The organism is Streptomyces cinnamoneus (assembly GCF_014650495.1).
Taxonomy (GTDB): domain Bacteria; phylum Actinomycetota; class Actinomycetes; order Streptomycetales; family Streptomycetaceae; genus Streptomyces; species Streptomyces cinnamoneus.
Window position 1 is genome coordinate 29,890 of the sequence record NZ_BMVB01000007.1, and the last position, 19,129, is coordinate 49,018.

The 19,129-nt window shown below is 71.7% G+C and carries 19 protein-coding genes and 1 tRNA gene; 14 read left to right on the top strand and 6 right to left on the bottom strand.

The window, feature by feature from the left end; genetic code table 11:
* Window positions 1-16: 16 nt before the first annotated feature.
* From IE182_RS12180 to IE182_RS12190, 3 genes are all read right to left on the bottom strand, one after another.
* A complete protein-coding gene (locus tag IE182_RS12180) occupies window positions 17-307 on the bottom strand; it encodes a DUF8847 domain-containing protein (RefSeq protein WP_190109778.1) in 291 nt (96 codons plus the stop codon).
* Between the two features lie 93 nt (window positions 308-400).
* On the bottom strand, window positions 401-1,123 hold the full coding sequence (locus IE182_RS12185) for a TetR/AcrR family transcriptional regulator (RefSeq protein ID WP_190109779.1): 723 nt from the start codon (window positions 1,121-1,123) through the stop codon (window positions 401-403).
* 60 nt (window positions 1,124-1,183) lie between these two features.
* Window positions 1,184-2,119 (bottom strand): AurF N-oxygenase family protein, encoded by a 936-nt coding sequence (locus IE182_RS12190; protein ID WP_190109780.1) that lies wholly within the window; start codon window positions 2,117-2,119, stop codon window positions 1,184-1,186.
* A gap of 177 nt (window positions 2,120-2,296) precedes the next feature.
* Here IE182_RS12190 and IE182_RS12195 point away from each other — a divergent pair, with 177 nt between their 5' ends.
* Together IE182_RS12195 and IE182_RS12200 are read left to right on the top strand one after the other, a co-directional pair.
* Window positions 2,297-3,406, top strand: a complete 1,110-nt coding sequence (locus tag IE182_RS12195) for a ferritin-like domain-containing protein (protein ID WP_190109781.1) — start codon at window positions 2,297-2,299, stop codon at window positions 3,404-3,406.
* Window positions 3,407-3,558: 152 nt separating this feature from the next.
* On the top strand, window positions 3,559-4,386 hold the full coding sequence (locus tag IE182_RS12200; RefSeq protein WP_190109782.1) for a polysaccharide deacetylase family protein: 828 nt from the start codon (window positions 3,559-3,561) through the stop codon (window positions 4,384-4,386).
* On the opposite strand, the gene IE182_RS12205 is transcribed toward IE182_RS12200, so the two are convergent.
* Window positions 4,346-4,903: a hypothetical protein gene (locus IE182_RS12205; protein ID WP_190109783.1), complete on the bottom strand. Its 558-nt coding sequence runs from the start codon at window positions 4,901-4,903 to the stop codon at window positions 4,346-4,348. The two genes, IE182_RS12200 and IE182_RS12205, sit on opposite strands and share 41 nt — an antisense overlap.
* Window positions 4,904-5,017: 114 nt before the next feature.
* Window positions 5,018-6,217, bottom strand: coding sequence for a helix-turn-helix transcriptional regulator (locus IE182_RS12210; RefSeq protein ID WP_229844758.1), 1,200 nt, complete (start codon window positions 6,215-6,217; stop codon window positions 5,018-5,020).
* 205 nt (window positions 6,218-6,422) lie between these two features.
* On the opposite strand from IE182_RS12210, the gene IE182_RS12215 reads away from it, so the two are divergent.
* The 3 genes from IE182_RS12215 (at window position 6,423) to IE182_RS12225 (ending at window position 7,731) form a co-directional block, all read left to right on the top strand.
* A complete protein-coding gene (locus IE182_RS12215; protein ID WP_190109784.1) occupies window positions 6,423-6,713 on the top strand; it encodes a response regulator transcription factor in 291 nt (96 codons plus the stop codon).
* A 62-nt stretch (window positions 6,714-6,775) separates the two neighbouring features.
* Window positions 6,776-7,369, top strand: a complete 594-nt coding sequence (locus IE182_RS12220) for a DUF6875 domain-containing protein (RefSeq protein WP_190109785.1) — start codon at window positions 6,776-6,778, stop codon at window positions 7,367-7,369.
* Between the two features lie 167 nt (window positions 7,370-7,536).
* A complete protein-coding gene (locus IE182_RS12225) occupies window positions 7,537-7,731 on the top strand; it encodes a hypothetical protein (RefSeq protein WP_190109786.1) in 195 nt (64 codons plus the stop codon).
* Between the two features lie 355 nt (window positions 7,732-8,086).
* Here the strand turns inward: IE182_RS12225 and IE182_RS12230 are convergent.
* Window positions 8,087-8,158, bottom strand: a tRNA-Arg gene (locus tag IE182_RS12230).
* A gap of 106 nt (window positions 8,159-8,264) precedes the next feature.
* On the opposite strand from IE182_RS12230, the gene IE182_RS12235 reads away from it, so the two are divergent.
* The 9 genes from IE182_RS12235 to rpmE all read left to right on the top strand — a co-directional run bounded on the left by IE182_RS12235 (window position 8,265) and on the right by rpmE (window position 19,083).
* Window positions 8,265-8,732, top strand: a complete 468-nt coding sequence (locus tag IE182_RS12235) for a response regulator (protein ID WP_190109787.1) — start codon at window positions 8,265-8,267, stop codon at window positions 8,730-8,732.
* A 44-nt stretch (window positions 8,733-8,776) separates the two neighbouring features.
* Complete coding sequence (gene nrtL / locus IE182_RS12240) at window positions 8,777-9,595, top strand: ArgS-related anticodon-binding protein NrtL (RefSeq protein WP_190109788.1); 819 nt, start codon at window positions 8,777-8,779, stop codon at window positions 9,593-9,595.
* A 17-nt stretch (window positions 9,596-9,612) separates the two neighbouring features.
* Complete coding sequence (gene lysA / locus IE182_RS12245) at window positions 9,613-11,004, top strand: diaminopimelate decarboxylase (RefSeq protein ID WP_190109789.1); 1,392 nt, start codon at window positions 9,613-9,615, stop codon at window positions 11,002-11,004.
* Window positions 11,005-11,176: 172 nt separating this feature from the next.
* Window positions 11,177-12,469, top strand: a complete 1,293-nt coding sequence (locus IE182_RS12250; RefSeq protein ID WP_190109790.1) for a homoserine dehydrogenase — start codon at window positions 11,177-11,179, stop codon at window positions 12,467-12,469.
* Between the two features lie 31 nt (window positions 12,470-12,500).
* On the top strand, window positions 12,501-13,592 hold the full coding sequence (thrC, locus tag IE182_RS12255; RefSeq protein WP_190109791.1) for a threonine synthase: 1,092 nt from the start codon (window positions 12,501-12,503) through the stop codon (window positions 13,590-13,592).
* Window positions 13,593-13,882: 290 nt separating this feature from the next.
* Window positions 13,883-14,797, top strand: coding sequence for a homoserine kinase (thrB, locus tag IE182_RS12260; RefSeq protein ID WP_190109792.1), 915 nt, complete (start codon window positions 13,883-13,885; stop codon window positions 14,795-14,797).
* Between the two features lie 413 nt (window positions 14,798-15,210).
* Entirely contained in the window at window positions 15,211-17,253 is a 2,043-nt protein-coding gene (gene rho / locus IE182_RS12265) for a transcription termination factor Rho (protein ID WP_190109793.1), read from the top strand.
* 322 nt (window positions 17,254-17,575) lie between these two features.
* A complete protein-coding gene (locus IE182_RS12270; protein WP_190109794.1) occupies window positions 17,576-18,691 on the top strand; it encodes an LCP family protein in 1,116 nt (371 codons plus the stop codon).
* A gap of 182 nt (window positions 18,692-18,873) precedes the next feature.
* Window positions 18,874-19,083 carry a 50S ribosomal protein L31 gene (rpmE, locus tag IE182_RS12275; RefSeq protein ID WP_190109795.1) on the top strand — a complete coding sequence of 70 codons (210 nt, stop codon included), beginning with the start codon at window positions 18,874-18,876 and terminating at the stop codon, window positions 19,081-19,083.
* The last annotated feature ends 46 nt before the right edge of the window (window positions 19,084-19,129 follow it).

The following is a 19,129-nucleotide window of genomic DNA, read 5'->3' on the forward strand; positions in this document are numbered from 1 at the left end:
GTCACTCACGTGGCGGCTAGGACGCCGGGGGCTGCTGCGGCGGACGGGACCAGGGCCAGCGCAGACCGCCGTCGCCTCCGGTGCCCTCGCGCTCGTAGAGGTACTTCCACCCCTTCGGCAGCCCGAGCCGGCGCGTGGTGGCCGCCGGGACGCGCCGGTAGACGTACACGGTCGGCGCACCGCCCTCCTCGACGGCCGGCACGGGGACCTTGTACGTCTTGGGCGGCAGCCCGTTCACGCCCACGAGCACGGGCAGCACGCGCCCGTCCAGGGGGCCGCCCTCGAAGGGCGTCTCTTCGCTTCTCACGCCGCCCAGTCTCCGTCAGCGGCGTCCCTCCCTTGGCAGCAGGGGCCGCGGACGCCCTCCGGGTCACTCGGATACCGCCGTGGCCGGCGGGGGTCACAGCAGGTGCCGGGCCTCCGCGACGACCGGCGCCACCCGGCGGGCCAGCTCGCCCACCCGCCCCTCGGCCGGCTCCAGGGCCAGCGCGGCACGGGTGACCGAGGCCGTCTGCGGGTCGCTCGCCGCCGTGGCCGTGAGCAGGGCCACGAAGTGGTCGACCAGCCAGTCGCGCAGCTGTGGCAGGGGCGGCTGCTTCTCCTCGTCCAGCCAGATCAGGGACGCCGCCTCGACGGCCGTTATCCACGTGCGCACCATCATGCGCAGCCGCACCCCCGGGTCGGGCACCGCCAGATGCTTGAGGATCTGGCCCGCGGCGGCCCGGCGCACCTCGTCGACGATGGCTCCCGTGCGGGAGGTCTCCGCGACGCTGCCGCCCTGCAGCAGGGCGCTGAAGCCGGCGTCGTGCTCGTCGACGAAGGCGAGGTAGCGGTCGAGCGCGGCGGCGAGCCGGCCCGCGAGGGGGCCGGTCTGCGGCTCGGCGAAGCACAGCTGAAGGTCGTCGGCGGCGCTGCGCAGGGCGGCCTCGTACAACTGCGGCTTGCCGCCGGGGAAGTAGCGGTAGACCAGCGGCCGGGAGACTTCGGCGGCGGCCGCGACGTCGTCGAGGGAGACGTCCTCGGGGGTGCGGTGCGCGAAGAGGCCGAGCGCCGCGGCGATCAGCTGGGCGCGGCGCTCGGGGACGCTGAGCCTGCGGTAGGAGGCGGTTCCGCTGCCGGTCATGCACGGCAGGGTAACGGGCCGCCCCGCGGCCCCGGAGCCCCGCCGGGTGTCCGGCGGCCCTCAGGCCAGCAGGCCCGAGCTCTTCCACAGCCGCCGGCCCACGCCCCGCAGGATCCCGATCTCGTCCAGGAAGTCCGTGAGGCGGCGGGCGCCCGTCTGCATCACCTCGCGGCGGTGGGCGCTGGCTCTGACCTGGGCGACGGCCTCGCGACGGTCCAGGCCGACGGCCGTGTAGACCTGCGGGTTGACGAACGCGACGGAGAAGACGCGGGCCGCCTCGCCCGCGCTGACGCGCGTCAGCGCGGCCTCCCAGCGCGGGCAGGTGGCCATCTGGCGCCGCAGCTCCTCGCGGGCGTAGCGCACGTGGCGGGCCTCCTCCACGACGTGGATGCGGGTGACGCCGCGGACGAGGGGCTGGACGCGCTCGTCGGGAAAGGTCAGCCGCTGCATGTGGTCGAGGATCTCCTCGCCGAGGAGGGTGCAGGCGAAGGAGCCCGGCGTGGTCGAGACGGTCTTCAGGACCCGGGCCAGGTTGTGGTGGAGCCGGCCGACGGGGTAGGCGGGGGCACCGCCCTTCTCGATCATGCGGGCGAACATCGTCGAGTGCCGGCACTCGTCCGCGATCTCGGTGAGCGCGTAGCGGACGTGCGCGCTGGTGACGGGCTTGTCGTAGACGTGCCGGACCAGCAGCTGCATCAGGATGATCTCGAACCAGATGCCCAGCGAGGCGAGCGCGGCGGCCTCGTGCCGGGCGAGCTCCATGCGCTGCTCCTCCGGCATCCGCCGCCACAGCGGGGTGCCGTAGAGGGAGACCAGCTCCGGGGGCCAGTACCACTTGCCGGGCTCGGGGGGCGCGGCCCAGTCGAGTGCGGTGCCGGGGTCGAAGGAGTGCTTCGCGGAGGCGTCGAGCAGGCGCTCGGCGACGTGCTCGCGGTCCTTGAGCGGGCCCAGCGCGTCCTGGAGCCGGAGCAGGTGTCCATCGGGCGTGGTCGTCATGGCCGGTTCCACCTCATGTTCGAGTTACCCCAGGTAAGTTCTTATGAGACCGCTTGTCAGCAAGGGTCGTCAAGCCCTGTCGCACCGCCCCCTCCGGGTGATTGACCCCGCGACAAAAGCCGTGTGAGCCTGCCGAATACCCATGCGTGCCACGCCGGCAAGGGACAGGAGACGTCCATGACGACCCGTGAGCTCTACGTACAGGACCCCGGCCGCCCCACGTGGGAGGTGCCCGCCAGCGGCGCCGCCCGCTTCGGCTGGGACTACGACGACGGCCGCGAACGGCTCCTCGCCCTCTACCGCAAGGGCAAGGACAAGCAGTGGGACGCCGCCAAGCGCATCGACTGGGACCAGGAGGTCGACCCCTACGACCCGCTCGGCGTGCCCGACGAGAACCTCACCGTCTACGGCACCCCCTACTGGACGCGGATGAGCGAGGCCGACAAGCGCGACCTGCGCCGCCACTACGCCTCCTGGCAGTTCAGCCAGTTCCTGCACGGGGAACAGGGGGCGCTGGTGTGCGCGAGCCGCATCGTGGAGTCCGTGCCGGACCTGGACGCGAAGTTCTACTCCGCCACCCAGGCCATGGACGAGGCCCGGCACGTGGAAATCTACAGCCGATTCCTGCACGAGAAGATCGGAATGCTCTATCCGGTCAACACCAGCCTGCAGTCGCTGCTGGACGACACCCTGCGCGACTCCCGCTGGGACATGCCCTACCTCGGTATGCAGGTATTGATCGAGGGTCTCGCCCTCGCGGCCTTCGGAATGCTGCGCGATTCGACGGAAAAACCCCTTCCGAAGCAGATCCTCGCCTATGTCATGCAGGACGAGGCACGCCACGTCGCTTTTGGCCGGATGGCGTTGCGGGACTACTACAAGCAGCTTTCGGACGCCGAACTGCGTGAGCGCGAGGAGTTCGTGATCGAGGGCTGTTACCTGATGCGCGACCGGCTGCGCGGCGAGGAGGTGCTGACCGGCTTCGGCATCCCGGCCGCCGAGGCCGCCCGGCTCAGCGAGCGCTCCGAGTACCTCCAGATCTTCCGGAAGTTGCTCTTCAGCCGCATTGTGCCGTGTGTGCGGGACATCGGCCTGTGGGGCGAAAGGCTCCAGCGTGCCTACGCGGACATGGGGGTGTTCGAGATGGGCGATGCGAATCTCGATCAACTCATGGCGCAGGACGAGGAGATCGCCGAGGAGATCGACGCCCGACGATTCGCGGCGGAAGAGGCCGCGCGCACGGAGGAGATCGCCGGGGCGATCGCCGAGGCGGTCGCGGAAGAGTAACAGTAGTGCGCTAATCCGGGACTTTACATGGACCGGGTGCGTGTCCTGTCTGAATTCTGTGAGCAATGGCGCGTGACGGAACGTCGTGCGGTAGGCGGACCGTCTACGCGGGCAGGGACACACACGGGTGCGCGAGGGGGTGTGGGAAGTCCATGGCTCGACTGACTGCCCAGAGGCGGCACATCGCGATCGCAGCGGGAGGGGTACTGGCGCTCGCGGGGGTGATATCGGGGACCGTGGCGGTGGCCACGGAGGACTCCGGCGGCAGGGATCCGTTCACCCAGGGGCCGGTGGTGCCGTCCCCTGACGAGGGGAAGGGGCGCACCGGCACGCCGGGAGCGCCCGGGCCGGCCCCCGACGCCGGGCCGTCCGGCCCGGTCTCGGCGGAGCTGGCCCACGAGACCGAGCGCGGCGGCAGGACCGTCGCCCTCACCATCGACGACGGGCCGGACCCGAAGTGGACGCCGAAGACGCTGGCCGTGCTGAAGGAGAACGGCGTCAAGGCCACCTTCTGCATGATCGGCCCGTCGGCCAAGGCGTTCCCCGGGCTCGTCAAACAGGTCGTCGCCGAGGGCCACCGGCTCTGCGACCACTCCGTCGACCACAACACCGCGATGGACAAGCGGTCCGAGGAGTACCAGAAGCAACAGGTCCTGGACGCCCAGAAGATGATCGAGGGCGTGGCGGGCGGCGCCAAGGTCCGCTACTACCGCGCTCCCGGCGGCGCCTTCACCCCGTACAGCCGTCAGGTCGCCGCCGGCGCCGGCATGCGGCCGCTGGGCTGGAGCGTCGACACCCACGACTGGCAGCGGCCGGGCGTGGAACGCATCGTCGAAACGGTCAAGCGCGAGATCGGCAACGGGCCCATAATCCTCCTCCACGACGGCGGAGGGGAACGCAGCCAGAGCGTCGAGGCGCTGGCCCGCTGCATCACCTGGCTCAAGGAGCAGGGGTACGGATTCGACTTCCCGAAGATCTGACGCCCGGGGCGCCGGGGGAGGGGAAGGTGATGACCAGCAACGGCGAGGACGCGTGCCGGCCGGAGACCCGCATGGCGAAGTCCTGCGGCACGTAGAGCACTTCCCCCTTGAGCAGACGCATGCGCAAGGGGGCGGGGCGGGCCGGCGGGTGGACGCTGCAGTCGCAGCCGCGGTCGACGGGAATGACGAGCAGGTCACCGTCGGCCAGGATCTCCCGGCCCGGGACCCCGGGCGGCGCGTAACCGTAGCGGGCGGTCACGGCACAGCCGAGCGCCTCGCCCAGGAAGCCGGACAACGGACCGGCTTCGGGGCCGGCCGCCACGAGCGCCGCCGGGGACGGCTCGGCCGGCGCGGTGGCCAGCCGGGCCGCGGCGTGGGTGGCGAGCCCGTCGAGGAGACCGGACGGCTCGGTGTCCGGCCACACCAGGGCGGGGTCGACACCGCGGTGCACCGACAGGGCGAGCGCGATGTCCGCGGCGTACGAGCGGACCGCGTCCCTGACGTCGGCGTTGTGCACGGTCCCCTCCGGCCGGTCGGCTCCTGGAGGGAGCCTGCCCCGGACGGCGGTGGCGCGCCAGTCACGAATTCACGGTCCCGTGAGGGTGGAGGTGCGGGCGTTACGGCGGGGGCGTCACGGCTGGGGCGTCGCGGCGTCGCCACCGCTCGCCGGCCCGGCGGCGGCCGTGGTGCTTCCGGTCGGCCCGTCGTCGATCAGCCCTGCCCGGGAGGCCAGGATCCCGGCCTGGAAACGGCTTTCGGCGCCCAGCGTCTCCATGATGTCGGCGATGTGGCGGCGGGTGGTGCGCAGGGACATCCCCAGTCTGCGGCCGATGGACTCGTCCTTCAGGCCGGCTGCGAGCAGCCGGATGATCGTGAGGTCGACCTCCTTGGCGACGCGTTCGAGCCCGTCCTGGCCGGCCTCGGAGAAGAGCGTGGCGTGGGTCCAGGTCTGTTCGAATATCTCGCAGAGGTAGGCGACGACGGACGGGTCGCGGATGGCGACGGCTCCCCAGCTGCCGAGGTGATCGGGGATGAAGGCCAGTTCGCGGTCGAAGATGATGATCCGGCCGAACAGCTCGTGTGCGGTGCGGTATTCGGCTCCCAGCGCCGAGGCCGCGGCGACGTACGCCTGGCTGGGCCCGTTGAAACGGGCGGTGTGGTGGTAGAGCGTGCGGATCCGGATGCCGCGCTCCAGCAGGGCGGTGTCGCGGGCGAGGGCCTCCGTCATGGCCTCGGGGTCGCGGGTGCCGCCGGGCTGGCTGGTCATCATCTCCGTGCGGCACTCGGCGGAGGCACGGTTGAGTGCGGCGCGGACCTCCTCCAGACTGGGGATGACCTCCAGCGAGCACGGGGAGGCTTCGGCGCGGCCGCGCAGGAAGCGTTCTCTGAGCCGTTCGAAGTCGTCGCGCACGCGCTGGAGCCTGAGTTGGCTCTCGTGGATCGACTCCTGTAAGGGGGCGGTGAGCGCGGTGACGACGGCATCGGGGTCGACGGCGCGGGCCGGGGCCGGGCGGCCGGGGTTCGCTCCGGCTACGGGCTCGGGGACGACCAGCCGGAGGGCGATCAGCCGGTCGAGCGCCGCGCGGCCGGCCTCCGGGGCGATGCCGAGGTCGGCGGCGGCCCGCGAGGGGTCGGCGCTCTGGTGGTCGAGGACCCAGCCGTAGACGGCGGTCTCGTCCTCGCCGAGCGGAACGGGCGGTGCGGGCGGGACAGGCGGGGCGGGTGGGGCCGGTGGGTCGGTCTGCAGGGGGGCCGTGGGGCCCGCCGCGGGGCCCGTCGAGGGTGCCGATGAGGGCTCAGAGGCGCGATCGTCGCGTATGTCCATACTCATCCCCTGCTCGCCTTGCTGCCAGGCAGCTTGGTGATCCGTTCCGTGCGTGGTGGCGGAACCGGGAATCCGGCAGGCTGGACCCGCCGGCCAAGCCCCCACCACGGGATGTCCCGGGCCCGAACCGCTGTGCGGATCTTAACGACGAATGCCCGTAATGCGGTGAACCGACGGAGCCCGCGCCCCCACAGGAAGGCGACACGACAGGATGAATCAAGGGATTCCGCAACCCCTGGCGGTGCTCTCCGAGCGCGAGCTCGAAGTGCTCGGCCACCTCGCGGACGGCCACACCTACGCCGCGATCGCCCGCCGCATGGGCGTCAGCGCCCACACCGTCGACACCTACCTGCGCCGGATCCGCGGCAAGACGGGCATCCGCAACCGCACCCAGCTCGCCCTGCTCGCCGCCTCCTTCGGCCGCCCCCACGTGGCCGCTCCGGCCGCGTCGATGCCGCGCAGGGGCCCCTGGGTGCGGCGTACGGGTCCCGACATCACGTGACTTGAGGGGAATGGGCGAGGACGGAAGACTCTCTCGTACAAACCGTTCGAGAGGGGAACCGGATGTCCTTCCCTTCCACCCGGGTCAACGCCTCCCGGGTCCTGGACGACCCCACGGCCCCCGCCTGGGCGGCGGAGACCGCCCGCTGGGCGCGCGACGAGCTGGGCACCCCCGTCCCGGCCCTCGGCAGGCCCGGCACGCTGTGCCCGTACATGCCCAGGGCGCTGCGGGAGGAGCGGGTCGAGCTCACCGAGTGCGGGCTGCCGGGCGTCTGTGCCGCGGACCTGGTGACGCACCTGCGCGGCTCGGCACGGGAGTTCGCCGAGGAGGCCGGCCGCCTGCCCCCCGCGCAGGCGCTGCTGAGCTGTCGGATCGTGGTGTACACGGCGCTGGCCGTACCGGACCGCGTCCTGACCGAGGTACGCCGCCGGGTGAAGCCGGACCTCCTGGCACAGGGCCTGACGACCGGCGAGTTCTTCCCCGAGAACAACGACAGGAGCGTCCGCAACGCCACCGTACCCATCGCCCGTTCACCCTGGCCGGCCCTGGTGCTGCGCCACTCCACCCCGCACGACCGCATCTTCCTGACCGACCGGCCGGACCTCTACCGGGTCTTCCGCGAAGCGGGCCCGGGGATCACCGCTACCGCAGCCTGAAAACCCTGATAGGCCCAGTATTGCCCCGATTTATTCCCCATTCTCTTTCGTGCACGGCAGTTTGGTGACACGCGTGATCCCTGGCTGCCGGGCCGCACATCCCCGCATATTGGTCCTGTCGGCCGACACCGGCGCCCCTCCACACCCCGCGATCTCAAGAGGACTCCATGAAGCGCATCGCCGCCCTGGTCACCCTTCCGGTGGCCGCGGCCCTGCTCGCCCTGGCCGCCCCCGGCCTCACGGCCGACTCCACCCCCACGGCCACCGAGGCGAGCGCCTCCTCCCAGCATGTCGTTGTCACCCCCGTGCCGGCCCAGCGCTCCGGCACGAAGGGCACCAACGACAGCAGCTGGGGCGGCTGAATCCCCCGCAGCCGCCCTCCCGAGCCCCCGGCCCGCCCCCCGTCGGCGCCGGGGGCTCGGTGCGTCCGAAGTCGGGCTCGGCCTCGACGCCGAGGTCATGCCGCAGGGTGACCCGCAGCAGGTGCACGCCGTCGGGCTGCGGGCCGCTGAACCAAGCCTTCGCCCGGCCGTATGACCTGTCCGGGTCGGGGCTGTTCGGAAGCCGCTTCACTACGGAGCGCCTCAAGATCCCGTCCCCGCCTCGTCCGTGGCTCCCGACGCACGCCCGCTCCGAACGGCATACGCCCGCACATACGCGAAGACCCCGTCTCAGCGTTTCCGCTGGTGACGGGGTCTTCGGGCACTTCCTGCGAAGTGCCCCCGGCAGGATTCGAACCTGCGCACACGGCTCCGGAGGCCGTTGCTCTATCCCCTGAGCTACGGGGGCGTGTCGTCCGCTCGTTCGCGGCGACGGAAAGAACATTACCAGCTCCCGGGGGGTGTGCGGCAACGGTGATCGAAAACGGGGTCGTGGTCGCCCGGGCGGGGTGGAAGTGGGGAAAAGCCGGACGCGGGAAGGGGGGCGCGCCTACTCTCGGGGTGTGCCTGGCTTGTCCGGCCGGGTCCTTGTTGTGGACGACAACAGGGTCATCCGGCAGTTGATCAGGGTCAACCTTGAGCTCGAAGGCTTCGAGGTCGTGACCGCGGCCGATGGTGCCGAGTGCCTGGAGATCGTGCACCGGGTGCGTCCCGATGTGGTGACCCTGGACGTCGTGATGCCCCGGCTCGACGGGCTGAACACGGCCGCCCGGCTGCGGGCCGACGCGCGGACCAGGGACATCCCGATCGCGATCATCAGCGCCTGCACGCAGCCCGAGGCCGAGAGCGGATGGTCCGCGGGGGTGGACGCCTTCCTGGCCAAGCCCTTCGAGCCGGCCGAGATGGTCCGGCTGGTGCGCAGGCTCATGCCGGGAGCCGTGGCGCCGGGGGACGCGGAGCCGGTGGTCCGTCCCGCAGGGTGAAACCTGTTCGCGGAAGGGACCCCCCTCTCCCCTAGGCTTGCCTTGTGACCCCCGCCGATCTCTCCCGCACCGTGTTGCACACCGTGCGCTGCGCCGTCGAGGCCGACGAGCTGCGCGCCACGGTGCCGGCGCGGGTGAGCGTGCGGGTGCCGCCCCGGCCGGGGTGCGGGGACTACGCCACCAACGTCGCGCTGCAGCTCGCCAAGGAGAGCGGACGGCCCGCCCGGGAGATCGCCGAGCTGCTGCGGGGGCGGCTGGCCGGCCGGCCCGGTATCGCCCGCGTCGAGGTCGCCGAGCCCGGCTTCCTCAACATCACCCTCGACACCGCCTCCCGCGGCGACGTCGTCCGCGAGCTCCTCGCCGCGGACCTCGCCGGCGAGCCCCTCCCGCTGCAGCCCCCCGCCGCCCTCCTCGCCCGGCTCGGTTCCGATGCCGCGCGCTGGAGCCTGACGTGCCCCCCGGGCCTCGACCGCGACCTGCTGCTCGTCCAGCGGGAGACCAACCCCCTCTTCCGCGTCCGGTACGCCCACGCCCGTAGCCGGGCGCTGCTGCGCAACGCCGGGGACCTGGGCTTCGCGTCCGAAGCCGGCGACGTCCGCGACGAGAGCGCCGCACCGCTGCTCGCCGCCCTCGGCGACCACGCCCGGGTGAGCTCCACGCGCGCCCCCGAGCGAGTAGCCCGGCATCTGGAGCGGGTCGCCGACGCCTTCCTCCGGTGGCAGGCCGACCGTCCCACGCTGCCCCGGGGGGACGAGAAACCCTCGGTCGTCCACCGCGCCCGCCTGGCCCTCGCCGAGGCCACGGGCACGGTGCTCGCCGACGGCCTGCACCAGCTCGGCATCACCGCACCCGCACATCTGTAAAAAAGGGGATCGCCACCATGAGCCGCTCCGCCCACCCCGCCGGGCCCCGTTACGCCGACGTCCTTCCCGAGGGTCATTACACCGCGCCGCCCGCCGACCTCAACGCGCTCGACGCCCGCGTGTGGTCCCGGACCGTCGCCCGCGACGCCGCGGGCGTCGTCACCGTCGGCGGGATCGACGTCAAGCAGCTGGCCGAGGAGTTCGGCACGCCCGCCTACTTCCTCGACGAGGACGACTTCCGGGCGCGGTGCCGTGCCTGGCGGGACGCCTTCGGGCCCGACGCCGACGTCTTCTACGCGGGGAAGGCGTTCCTCTCCCGCGCCGTCGTGCGCTGGCTGCACGAGGAGGGGCTCAACCTCGACGTCTGCTCCGGCGGCGAGCTCGCCACCGCGCTGGCCGCCGGCATGCCCGCCGAGCGCATCGCGCTGCACGGCAACAACAAGTCGGCCGAGGAGATCACCCGGGCCGTCGAGGCCGGCGTCGGGCGCATCGTGCTCGACTCCTTCCAGGAGATCGTGCGCGTCGCGCACATCGCCGAGCGGCTCGGCACGCGCCAGCGCGTGCAGATCCGGGTGACGGTCGGTGTCGAGGCGCACACGCACGAGTTCATCGCCACCGCCCACGAGGACCAGAAGTTCGGCCTCCCGCTCGCCGGCGGGCAGGCGGCCGAGGCCGTGCGCCGGGCGCTCAAGCTCGACGCCCTGGAGCTCATCGGCATCCACTCCCACATCGGCTCGCAGATCTTCGACACGTCCGGCTTCGAGGTCGCGGCCCACCGCGTCGTCAAGCTGCTCGCCGAGGTCCGCGACGAGCACGGCGTCGAGCTGCCCGAGATCGACCTGGGCGGCGGCCTCGGCATCGCGTACACCTCCGACGACGACCCGCGCGAGCCCCGCGAGATCGCCGTGGCCCTGCGCGACATCGTCACCCGCGAGTGCGCGGCCGCCGGGCTCGCCGTGCCGCGGATCTCCGTCGAGCCGGGCCGGGCGATCGTCGGCCCCACCGCGTTCACGCTGTACGAGGTGGGCACGATCAAGGAGCTCCCGGGGCTGCGGACGTACGTCAGCGTCGACGGCGGCATGTCCGACAACATCCGTACCGCGCTCTACGACGCCGAGTACTCCGTCGCGCTGGTCTCCCGCACCTCCACCGCCGAGCCGATGCTCTCCCGCGTCGTCGGCAAGCACTGCGAGTCCGGCGACATCGTCGTGCGCGACGCCTTCCTGCCCGCCGACGTGGCGCCCGGCGACCTGCTCGCCGTCCCGGCCACCGGCGCGTACTGCCGCTCGATGGCGAGCAACTACAACCACGCCCTGAGGCCCCCGGTGGTGGCCGTGCGGGACGGCGAGGCGCGGGTGATCGTCCGGCGCGAGACGGAGGAGGACCTGCTCCGTCTCGACGTCGGCTGAGACGTCGGCTGAGGGGCCGACGGCTCCGGCTGAAAGATCCCGGCGGAAGGACTCCGCCGGGACATGCTGAGGAAAACAGACATACCCATCTCGGATACTGGACCGGGGGAGGGATCCCCCATCCAGTGAGTGAGACTGGTATCTACCAAAGATGTGCGAGAAACGAGGTCGGATGATGCGTACGCGTCCGCTGAAGGTGGCGCTGCTGGGCTGTGGAGTGGTCGGCTCTGAGGTGGCGCGCATCATGACGACGCACGCGGACGACCTCGCGCAGCGCGTCGGGGCGCCCGTGGAGCTCGCCGGGATCGCCGTGCGCCGCACCGGCCGGGTGCGTGCCGGGGTGCCGGAGGAGCTGATCACCACCGATGCCACCGCGCTGGTCAAACGCGGCGACATCGACGTCGTCGTCGAGGTCATCGGCGGCATCGAGCCCGCCCGCACCCTGATCACCACGGCCTTTGAGCACGGTGCCGGCGTGGTCTCCGCGAACAAGGCGCTGCTCGCCCAGGACGGCGCCGCCCTGCACGCCGCCGCCGAGCGGCACGGCGCGGACCTCTACTACGAGGCCGCCGTGGCCGGTGCCATCCCGCTGGTCCGGCCGCTGCGCGAGTCCCTGGCCGGCGACAAGGTCAACCGCGTGCTGGGCATCGTCAACGGCACGACCAACTTCATCCTCGACCGCATGGACTCCAGCGGCGCCGGCTACTCCGAGGCGCTCGACGAGGCCACGGCGCTCGGCTACGCCGAGGCCGACCCGACGGCCGACGTGGAGGGCTTCGACGCCGCGGCCAAGGCCGCCATCCTCGCCGGGATCGCCTTCCACACCCGCGTGCGCCTCGACGACGTCTACCGCGAGGGCATGACGGAGGTCACCGCGTCGGACTTCGCTTCGGCGAAGGAGATGGGCTGCACCATCAAGCTCCTGGCGATCTGCGAGCGGGCCGCCGACGGGCAGTCCGTCACCGCCCGCGTGCACCCGGCGATGATTCCGCTCAGCCACCCGCTGGCGTCGGTGCGCGAGGCGTACAACGCGGTGTTCGTCGAGGCCGAGGCAGCCGGGCAGCTGATGTTCTACGGCCCGGGCGCGGGCGGCTCGCCGACCGCCTCCGCGGTCCTCGGCGACCTCGTGGCCGTCTGCCGCAACAAGCTCGCCGAGTCCACCGGCCCGGGCGAATCCGCCTACACGCGGCTGCCGGTGAGCCCGATGGGCGACGTGGTGACGCGCTATCACATCAGCCTGGACGTGGCCGACAAGCCCGGTGTGCTCGCGCAGGTCGCCACCGTCTTCGCCGAGCACGGGGTGTCCATCGACACGGTCCGCCAGCAGGGCAAGGACGGCGAGGCGTCCCTCGTCGTGGTCACCCACCGGGCCGCCGACGCCGCGCTGTCCGCGACGGTCGAGGCGCTGCGCAAGCTGGAGACCGTCCGTGGCGTGGCCAGCATCATGCGGGTCGAGGGCGAGTAGGGCACCGGGATCTAAGGGGATTACGAAAGCTATGTCTGCCAACACCAACCGCCCCGGCGGCGCCCGTACCCACCAGTGGCGCGGCATCATCGAGGAGTACCGCGACCGTCTTCCGGTCACGGCCGACACGCCGGTCGTCACCCTCCGCGAGGGCGGCACCCCGCTCGTCCCGGCGCAGGTGCTCTCCGAGCGCACGGGCTGCGAGGTCCACCTCAAGGTCGAGGGCGCCAACCCCACCGGGTCCTTCAAGGACCGCGGCATGACCATGGCCATCACCCGGGCGAAGGAAGAGGGAGCGCGCGCCGTCATCTGCGCCTCCACGGGCAACACCTCCGCCTCCGCCGCGGCCTACGCGGTGCGGGCCGGCATGGTCTGTGCCGTCCTGGTGCCGCAGGGCAAGATCGCGCTCGGCAAGATGGGCCAGGCCCTCGTCCACGGCGCCCGCATCCTCCAGGTCGACGGCAACTTCGACGACTGCCTGGACCTGGCCCGCTCCCTGTCGGACAACTATCCGGTGGCGCTGGTCAATTCGGTCAACCCGGTGCGTATCGAAGGCCAGAAGACCGCCGCGTTCGAGATCGTGGACGCCCTCGGCGACGCGCCCGACATCCACGTCCTGCCGGTGGGCAACGCGGGCAACATCACCGCCTACTGGAAGGGCTACCGGGAGTACGCGGCCGACGCCCTCGCCTCCCGCACCCCCCGCATGTGGGGATTCCAGGCTTCCGGTTCTGCGCCGATCGTGCGCGGGACGCCGGTGAAGGACCCGCACACCATCGCCACCGCGATCCGGATCGGCAACCCGGCCTCCTGGCAGTTCGCCGAGCAGGCCCGGGACGAGTCCGGCGGCCTCATCGACGAGGTGACCGACCGCCAGATCCTGGCCGCCTACCGCCTGTTGGCCTCGCAGGAGGGCGTCTTCGTCGAGCCGGCCTCGGCCGCGAGCGTCGCCGGTCTGCTCAAGGCCGCGGAGCAGGGCCTCGTCGACCCGGGCCAGCGCATCGTCTGCACGGTCACGGGCAACGGCCTCAAGGACCCGGACTGGGCGGTGGCCGGTGCGCCCCAGCCCGTCACCGTGCCGGTGGACGCCGGCGCGGCCGCCGAGCACCTCGGCCTGGCGTAACCACCCGGCGGGTTTGTCGGGGCCGGCAACGAAACGGCCGGGGAACACGGCCGAAAAGTGCCCCGACAACCCGCTCACCAGGGCTTAAAGCCGACAAAGAAGCACAGGTGATGGCGCGACACGCATCGTGCGCCTCCTGTGCGCCCTATGTCGCCACTGAACCTTCCTTCGATAGGCTGTGCTCACTCCGCCCCGTCGCTGACCGTGCCGCCCCCACGCGGCATCGCCGTCGCGGCCCTTGCGGATGTCGCACGCCCTGCCAAGGCCACACCAAGGAGAGTCATCGAGCGATGGCCGGTCCCGCATTCCGCGCCGCCGCCGTCCGAGTGCGCACCCCCGCCACCAGCGCAAACCTCGGCCCCGGCTTCGACGCACTCGGCCTGTCCCTGGGGCTCTACGACGACGTCGTGGTCCGGGTGGCGGAATCCGGGCTGCACATCGACATCGCCGGGGAGGGCGCCGACACCCTTCCGCGCGACGAGCGTCATCTCCTCGTCCGGTCCCTGCGCACCACCTTCGACCTGCTCGGCGGCCAGCCGCGCGGCCTGGAGGTCGTCTGCGCCAACCGCATTCCGCACGGCCGGGGCCTGGGCTCCTCCTCCGCCGCGATCTGCGCGGGCATCGTCGCCGCCCGCGCCGTGACCATAGGCGGGGCCGAGCGGCTCGACGACGCGGCGATGCTGGAGCTGGCCACCGAGATCGAGGGCCATCCGGACAACGTCGCCGCCTGTCTGCTCGGTGGATTCACCCTCGCCTGGATGGAGTCGGGCGTCGCCCGCGCCATTCGGATGGACCCGGCGGATTCCATCGTTCCGGTGGTCTTCGTGCCGTCGAGACCCGTGCTGACCGAGACCGCGCGCGGGCTGCTGCCGCGCAGCGTCCCCCATGTGGACGCAGCCGCCAACGCCGGGCGCGCGGCACTGCTCGTGGAGGCCATGACCAGGCGTCCCGAGCTGCTGCTGCCGGCCACCGAGGACCGGCTCCACCAGGAATACCGCGCCCCGGCGATGCCGGAGAGCGTGGCCCTGGTCAACCGACTGCGGGCGGACGGCGTCCCTGCAGTCATCTCCGGCGCGGGCCCCACGGTCCTCGCGCTGGTCGAGAACGGTGCGGCCGAGAAGGTCGCACAGCTGGCGGGCGAGGGGTGGGCGGCCAACCGGCTGGCCCTCGACGCCGGGGGGACGAGCGTGCTGCCGCTCGCCTGATCCGTGGCGCCCGGGCACCCCGGGCCCACGAAAAACGCGGTTGCCGGTCTTGGAGAGGGGGAATGTTTGTGGGATCCGGTAGTGTTAACCTCAAGTCTGCACTCGAAGCCACATCGGCTCGGTGCGCTGTGTCCCGATCAGGGACCGCTTTTCTTCCGGGAGCCTCCCCAACTGCCTGAGCAGCCTGCCTGAGCAGTTTCGAGCACGCTCCGGAATCGGCGTGGGCGACATGAGTGAAGTGTTATGTCGTGCCCTTCCCTCATTCTTCACGCCGGCACCAATGCACTGATTCTTCCGCCGTAACGCGGCGGACCACCGCCCCGGCCCGGTCCGCACTCAAGGACCGCAGCCGGACAGCACAACCGGTCGCCGAGCCAGACAGGCCGACGCCCGCTCCAGGGAAGGACCCCTTCGTGAGCGACACCACCGATCTGATGGGCGTGAACGCCGGCGCCGCCGGCAATGCCTCCGCGCCCGCCACGGACGCTCCCGCCGCGCCTGCCACCGGTGCTGCCACCGCCCCCAAGCGGCGCCGCTCGGGCACGGGCCTCGACGCCATGGTCCTGGCCGAGCTCCAGCAGCTCGCTTCCGGCCTCGGCATCAAGGGCACCGCGCGGATGCGCAAAGGCCAGCTGATCGAGGTCATCAAGGAGAGGCAGGCCGGCTCCGCCGCGCCCGCCAAGACCGAGGCGCCCGCCGCCGAGGCCACCGAGACCAAGCCGAAGCGTCGCGCCACCTCCCGCGCCCGTACGGGTGAGACCGCGGCCGACAAGCCCGCCGAGAAGGCTGCCCAGCAGCAGATCGAGATCCCGGGCCAGCCCAGCAGCGACGAGGCCCCGGCCGGCGAGCGCCGCCGCCGCCGCGCCACCGCGGCCGCGGGCAGCCCCGAGCCGGCCGCCGAGGCCCGCACCGAGGCCAAGACCGAGGTCCGCACCGAGGAGCGTGCCGAGGCCAAGGCGGAGACCGCCGTGGACACCGCCGAGGGCAAGGGCGCCAAGGCCGGCGAGCGCCAGGACCGCGCCGAGCGCGGCCAGAAGGGCGAGCGCCGCGAGCGCGGCGAGCGTGCCGAGCGCGGCCAGCGCGACCGCGACCGTGACCGCGACCGCCGGGGCGGCCGCGACGGCGACGCCGGCCAGAAGAGCGGCGACCGCCAGCAGCGCGGCGACCGCGGCGACCGCGGCCCCCAGGGCGGCGGCCTGCAGGACGAGGACGACTTCGAGGGCGGCCGTCGTGGCCGTCGCGGCCGCTACCGCGACCGTCGTGGCCGTCGTGGCCGTGACGACTTCGGCAACGAGCCGCAGGTCTCCGAGGACGACGTCCTGATCCCCGTCGCGGGCATCCTGGACATCCTCGACAACTACGCCTTCATCCGGACCTCCGGCTACCTCCCGGGCCCGAACGACGTCTACGTCTCCCTCGCCCAGGTCCGCAAGAACGGCCTGCGCAAGGGTGACCACGTCACCGGTGCGGTCCGGCAGCCGAAGGACGGCGAGCGCCGCGAGAAGTTCAACGCCCTGGTGCGTCTGGACTCGGTGAACGGCATGGCGCCCGAAACCGGCCGCGGCCGCCCGGAGTTCGGCAAGCTCACCCCGCTCTACCCGCAGGACCGCCTGCGGTTGGAGACGGACCCGGGCGTGCTGACGACCCGCATCATCGATCTGGTCGCCCCCATCGGCAAGGGCCAGCGCGGTCTGATCGTGGCCCCGCCGAAGACCGGTAAGACCATGATCATGCAGGCGATCGCCAACGCGATCACCACCAACAACCCCGAGTGCCACCTGATGGTCGTCCTGGTCGACGAGCGTCCGGAAGAGGTCACCGACATGCAGCGGTCGGTCAAGGGCGAGGTCATCTCCTCGACCTTCGACCGTCCGGCCGAGGACCACACCACCGTCGCCGAGCTGGCCATCGAGCGCGCCAAGCGCCTGGTGGAGCTGGGCCACGACGTGGTCGTCCTGCTCGACTCGATCACCCGTCTGGGCCGCGCCTACAACCTGGCCGCCCCGGCCTCGGGCCGCATCCTGTCCGGTGGTGTCGACTCGACCGCGCTCTACCCGCCGAAGAAGTTCTTCGGTGCCGCGCGCAACATCGAGGACGGCGGCTCGCTGACCATCCTGGCCACCGCGCTCGTCGAGACCGGCTCGCGCATGGACGAGGTGATCTTCGAGGAGTTCAAGGGCACCGGCAACATGGAGCTCAAGCTCGACCGGAAGCTCGCCGACAAGCGCATCTTCCCGGCCGTCGACGTCGACCCCTCGGGCACCCGCAAGGAGGAGATCCTCCTGGGTGGCGAGGAGCTGGCGATCGTCTGGAAGCTCCGCCGCGTGCTGCACGCCCTCGACTCGCAGCAGGCCATCGAGCTGCTTCTCGACAAGATGAAGCAGACGAAGTCCAACGCCGAGTTCCTGATGCAGATCGCCAAGACCACGCCCTCCTCGGGCAACGGCAACGACTGATCCGCACCACGGCCCAGGAACCTCCCCGTCACCGCTCGGTGGCGGGGAGGTTCTTTGCGTTCCCCCACCCGCCACCACGTCGTGATCTTCCTGTGACCTTTTGAGAGATGTACCACAGCACCGGCAGCCGCTCCCGGGGGAATCAATGGCGCCAGACTGGCCGAAATCGCAGGTGGCGAGGGGCGCGGCGGCCGCAGGAGCCCGGCCGCGGCGACCGGATTTCTCAGACGGTCCTCAGGATCCGCTGTGCAACCCTGGCGCAGGCTCACCCGTCTGCCAGCACGGGGTAGCCGGAAAGACACAGCGAAGGACTGAGGAGCGCATGGCCGACGACAGCAGCAGCACGACGGCGGACCCGCGCCGCCGGCGTGCCGGCGGCAAGGGCCGCCGTCGCAAGCCGCCGGTGCGCCGCAAGGGCCGCCGAATAGCCGCCTGGAGCGCGGCGACCCTGGTCGTCATGGGCGGCGCGGGCGCCGGGTTCCTCTACTTCAAGCTCAACGGCAACCTCAGCAGCGTCGACATCAACGCGGCCCTGGGCAAGAACCGGCCGGACAACATCGACAACGGCTCCCAGGACATCCTCGTCCTCGGCTCCGACTCGCGCGCCGGGGACAACGGCAAGTACGGCCGGGACGAGGGCAGCTCCCGCTCCGACACCGCGATGATCGTCCACGTCTTCGCCGGCCACAAGCAGGCCAGCGTCGTCTCCGTCCCCCGCGACACGATCGTCGCCCGCCCCGAGTGCACCACCCCGTCGGGCAAGAAGAGCCCGGCGGTCAAGCGGGCGCAGTTCAACGAGGCGTACTCCATCGGCGGCGCGGTCTGTGCGGTCAAGACCGTCGAGGCGATGACCAACATCCGCATGGACCACTACCTGGAGGTCGACTTCGCCGGCTTCCAGAAGCTGATCGACAAGCTGGGCGGGGTCGAGGTCACCACCACCAAGGCCATCCACGACAAGGACAGCCACCTCAGCCTCGACGCCGGCACCCACAAGCTCAACGGCGAGCAGTCCCTCGGCCTCGTCCGCACCCGCAAGGGCGTCGGTGACGGCAGCGACCTCGGCCGGATCAAGCTGCAGCAGGCGTTCATCAAGGCCCTGCTGGACCAGGTGAAGTCCATCGGCCTGTTCACCAGCCCCACCAAGCTCTACGGGATCGCCGACACCGCCACCAAGGCGCTCACCACCGACCGCGAGCTGAACTCGGTGGACAAGCTCTACGGCTTCGCGAGCGGCCTCAAGGGCATCGGCTCGGAGGACATGCACATGGTGACCCTCCCGGTCGGCGCGGACCCCCGGGACCCCAACCGGGTCGTGCCGCTGACCGCCCAGGCCGACGAGGTCTGGCGGGCCCTGCGCGCCGACCAGCAGATCCCGGAGTCCGCCCTCAAGGACGGCGAGGGAACGAAGACGGACGCGGACGGCGTCGTGAAGTGACCCCGTCCGGCCCCCGGCCCTGCGCCCCGGACGGCCCCCCGGACGACCCCTGGGAATAACCGGCCCCCACCCCCCGTTTTGGGGGATACGGCCAGGACTGGCAGACTGGTACGTCGGCCCCGGTTCACGTAAGGCAATCCCGCCTCTACGACCCGGAGCCCTCCCGAAACTAGGAGAACCCCTTGAAGCGCGACATCCACCCGGAGTACGTCGAGACCCAGGTCAGCTGCACCTGTGGCGCCTCGTTCACCACCCGTAGCACCGTCGCCGACGGCACCATCCGTGCCGACGTGTGCTCCGAGTGCCACCCGTTCTACACGGGCAAGCAGAAGATCCTCGACACCGGTGGCCGTGTGGCGCGGTTCGAGGCCCGCTACGGAGCCAAGAAGTAGCGACTCGCAGGCGCCGGTCCTCGGTCGCCCAGTTCCGGCTGGGCGA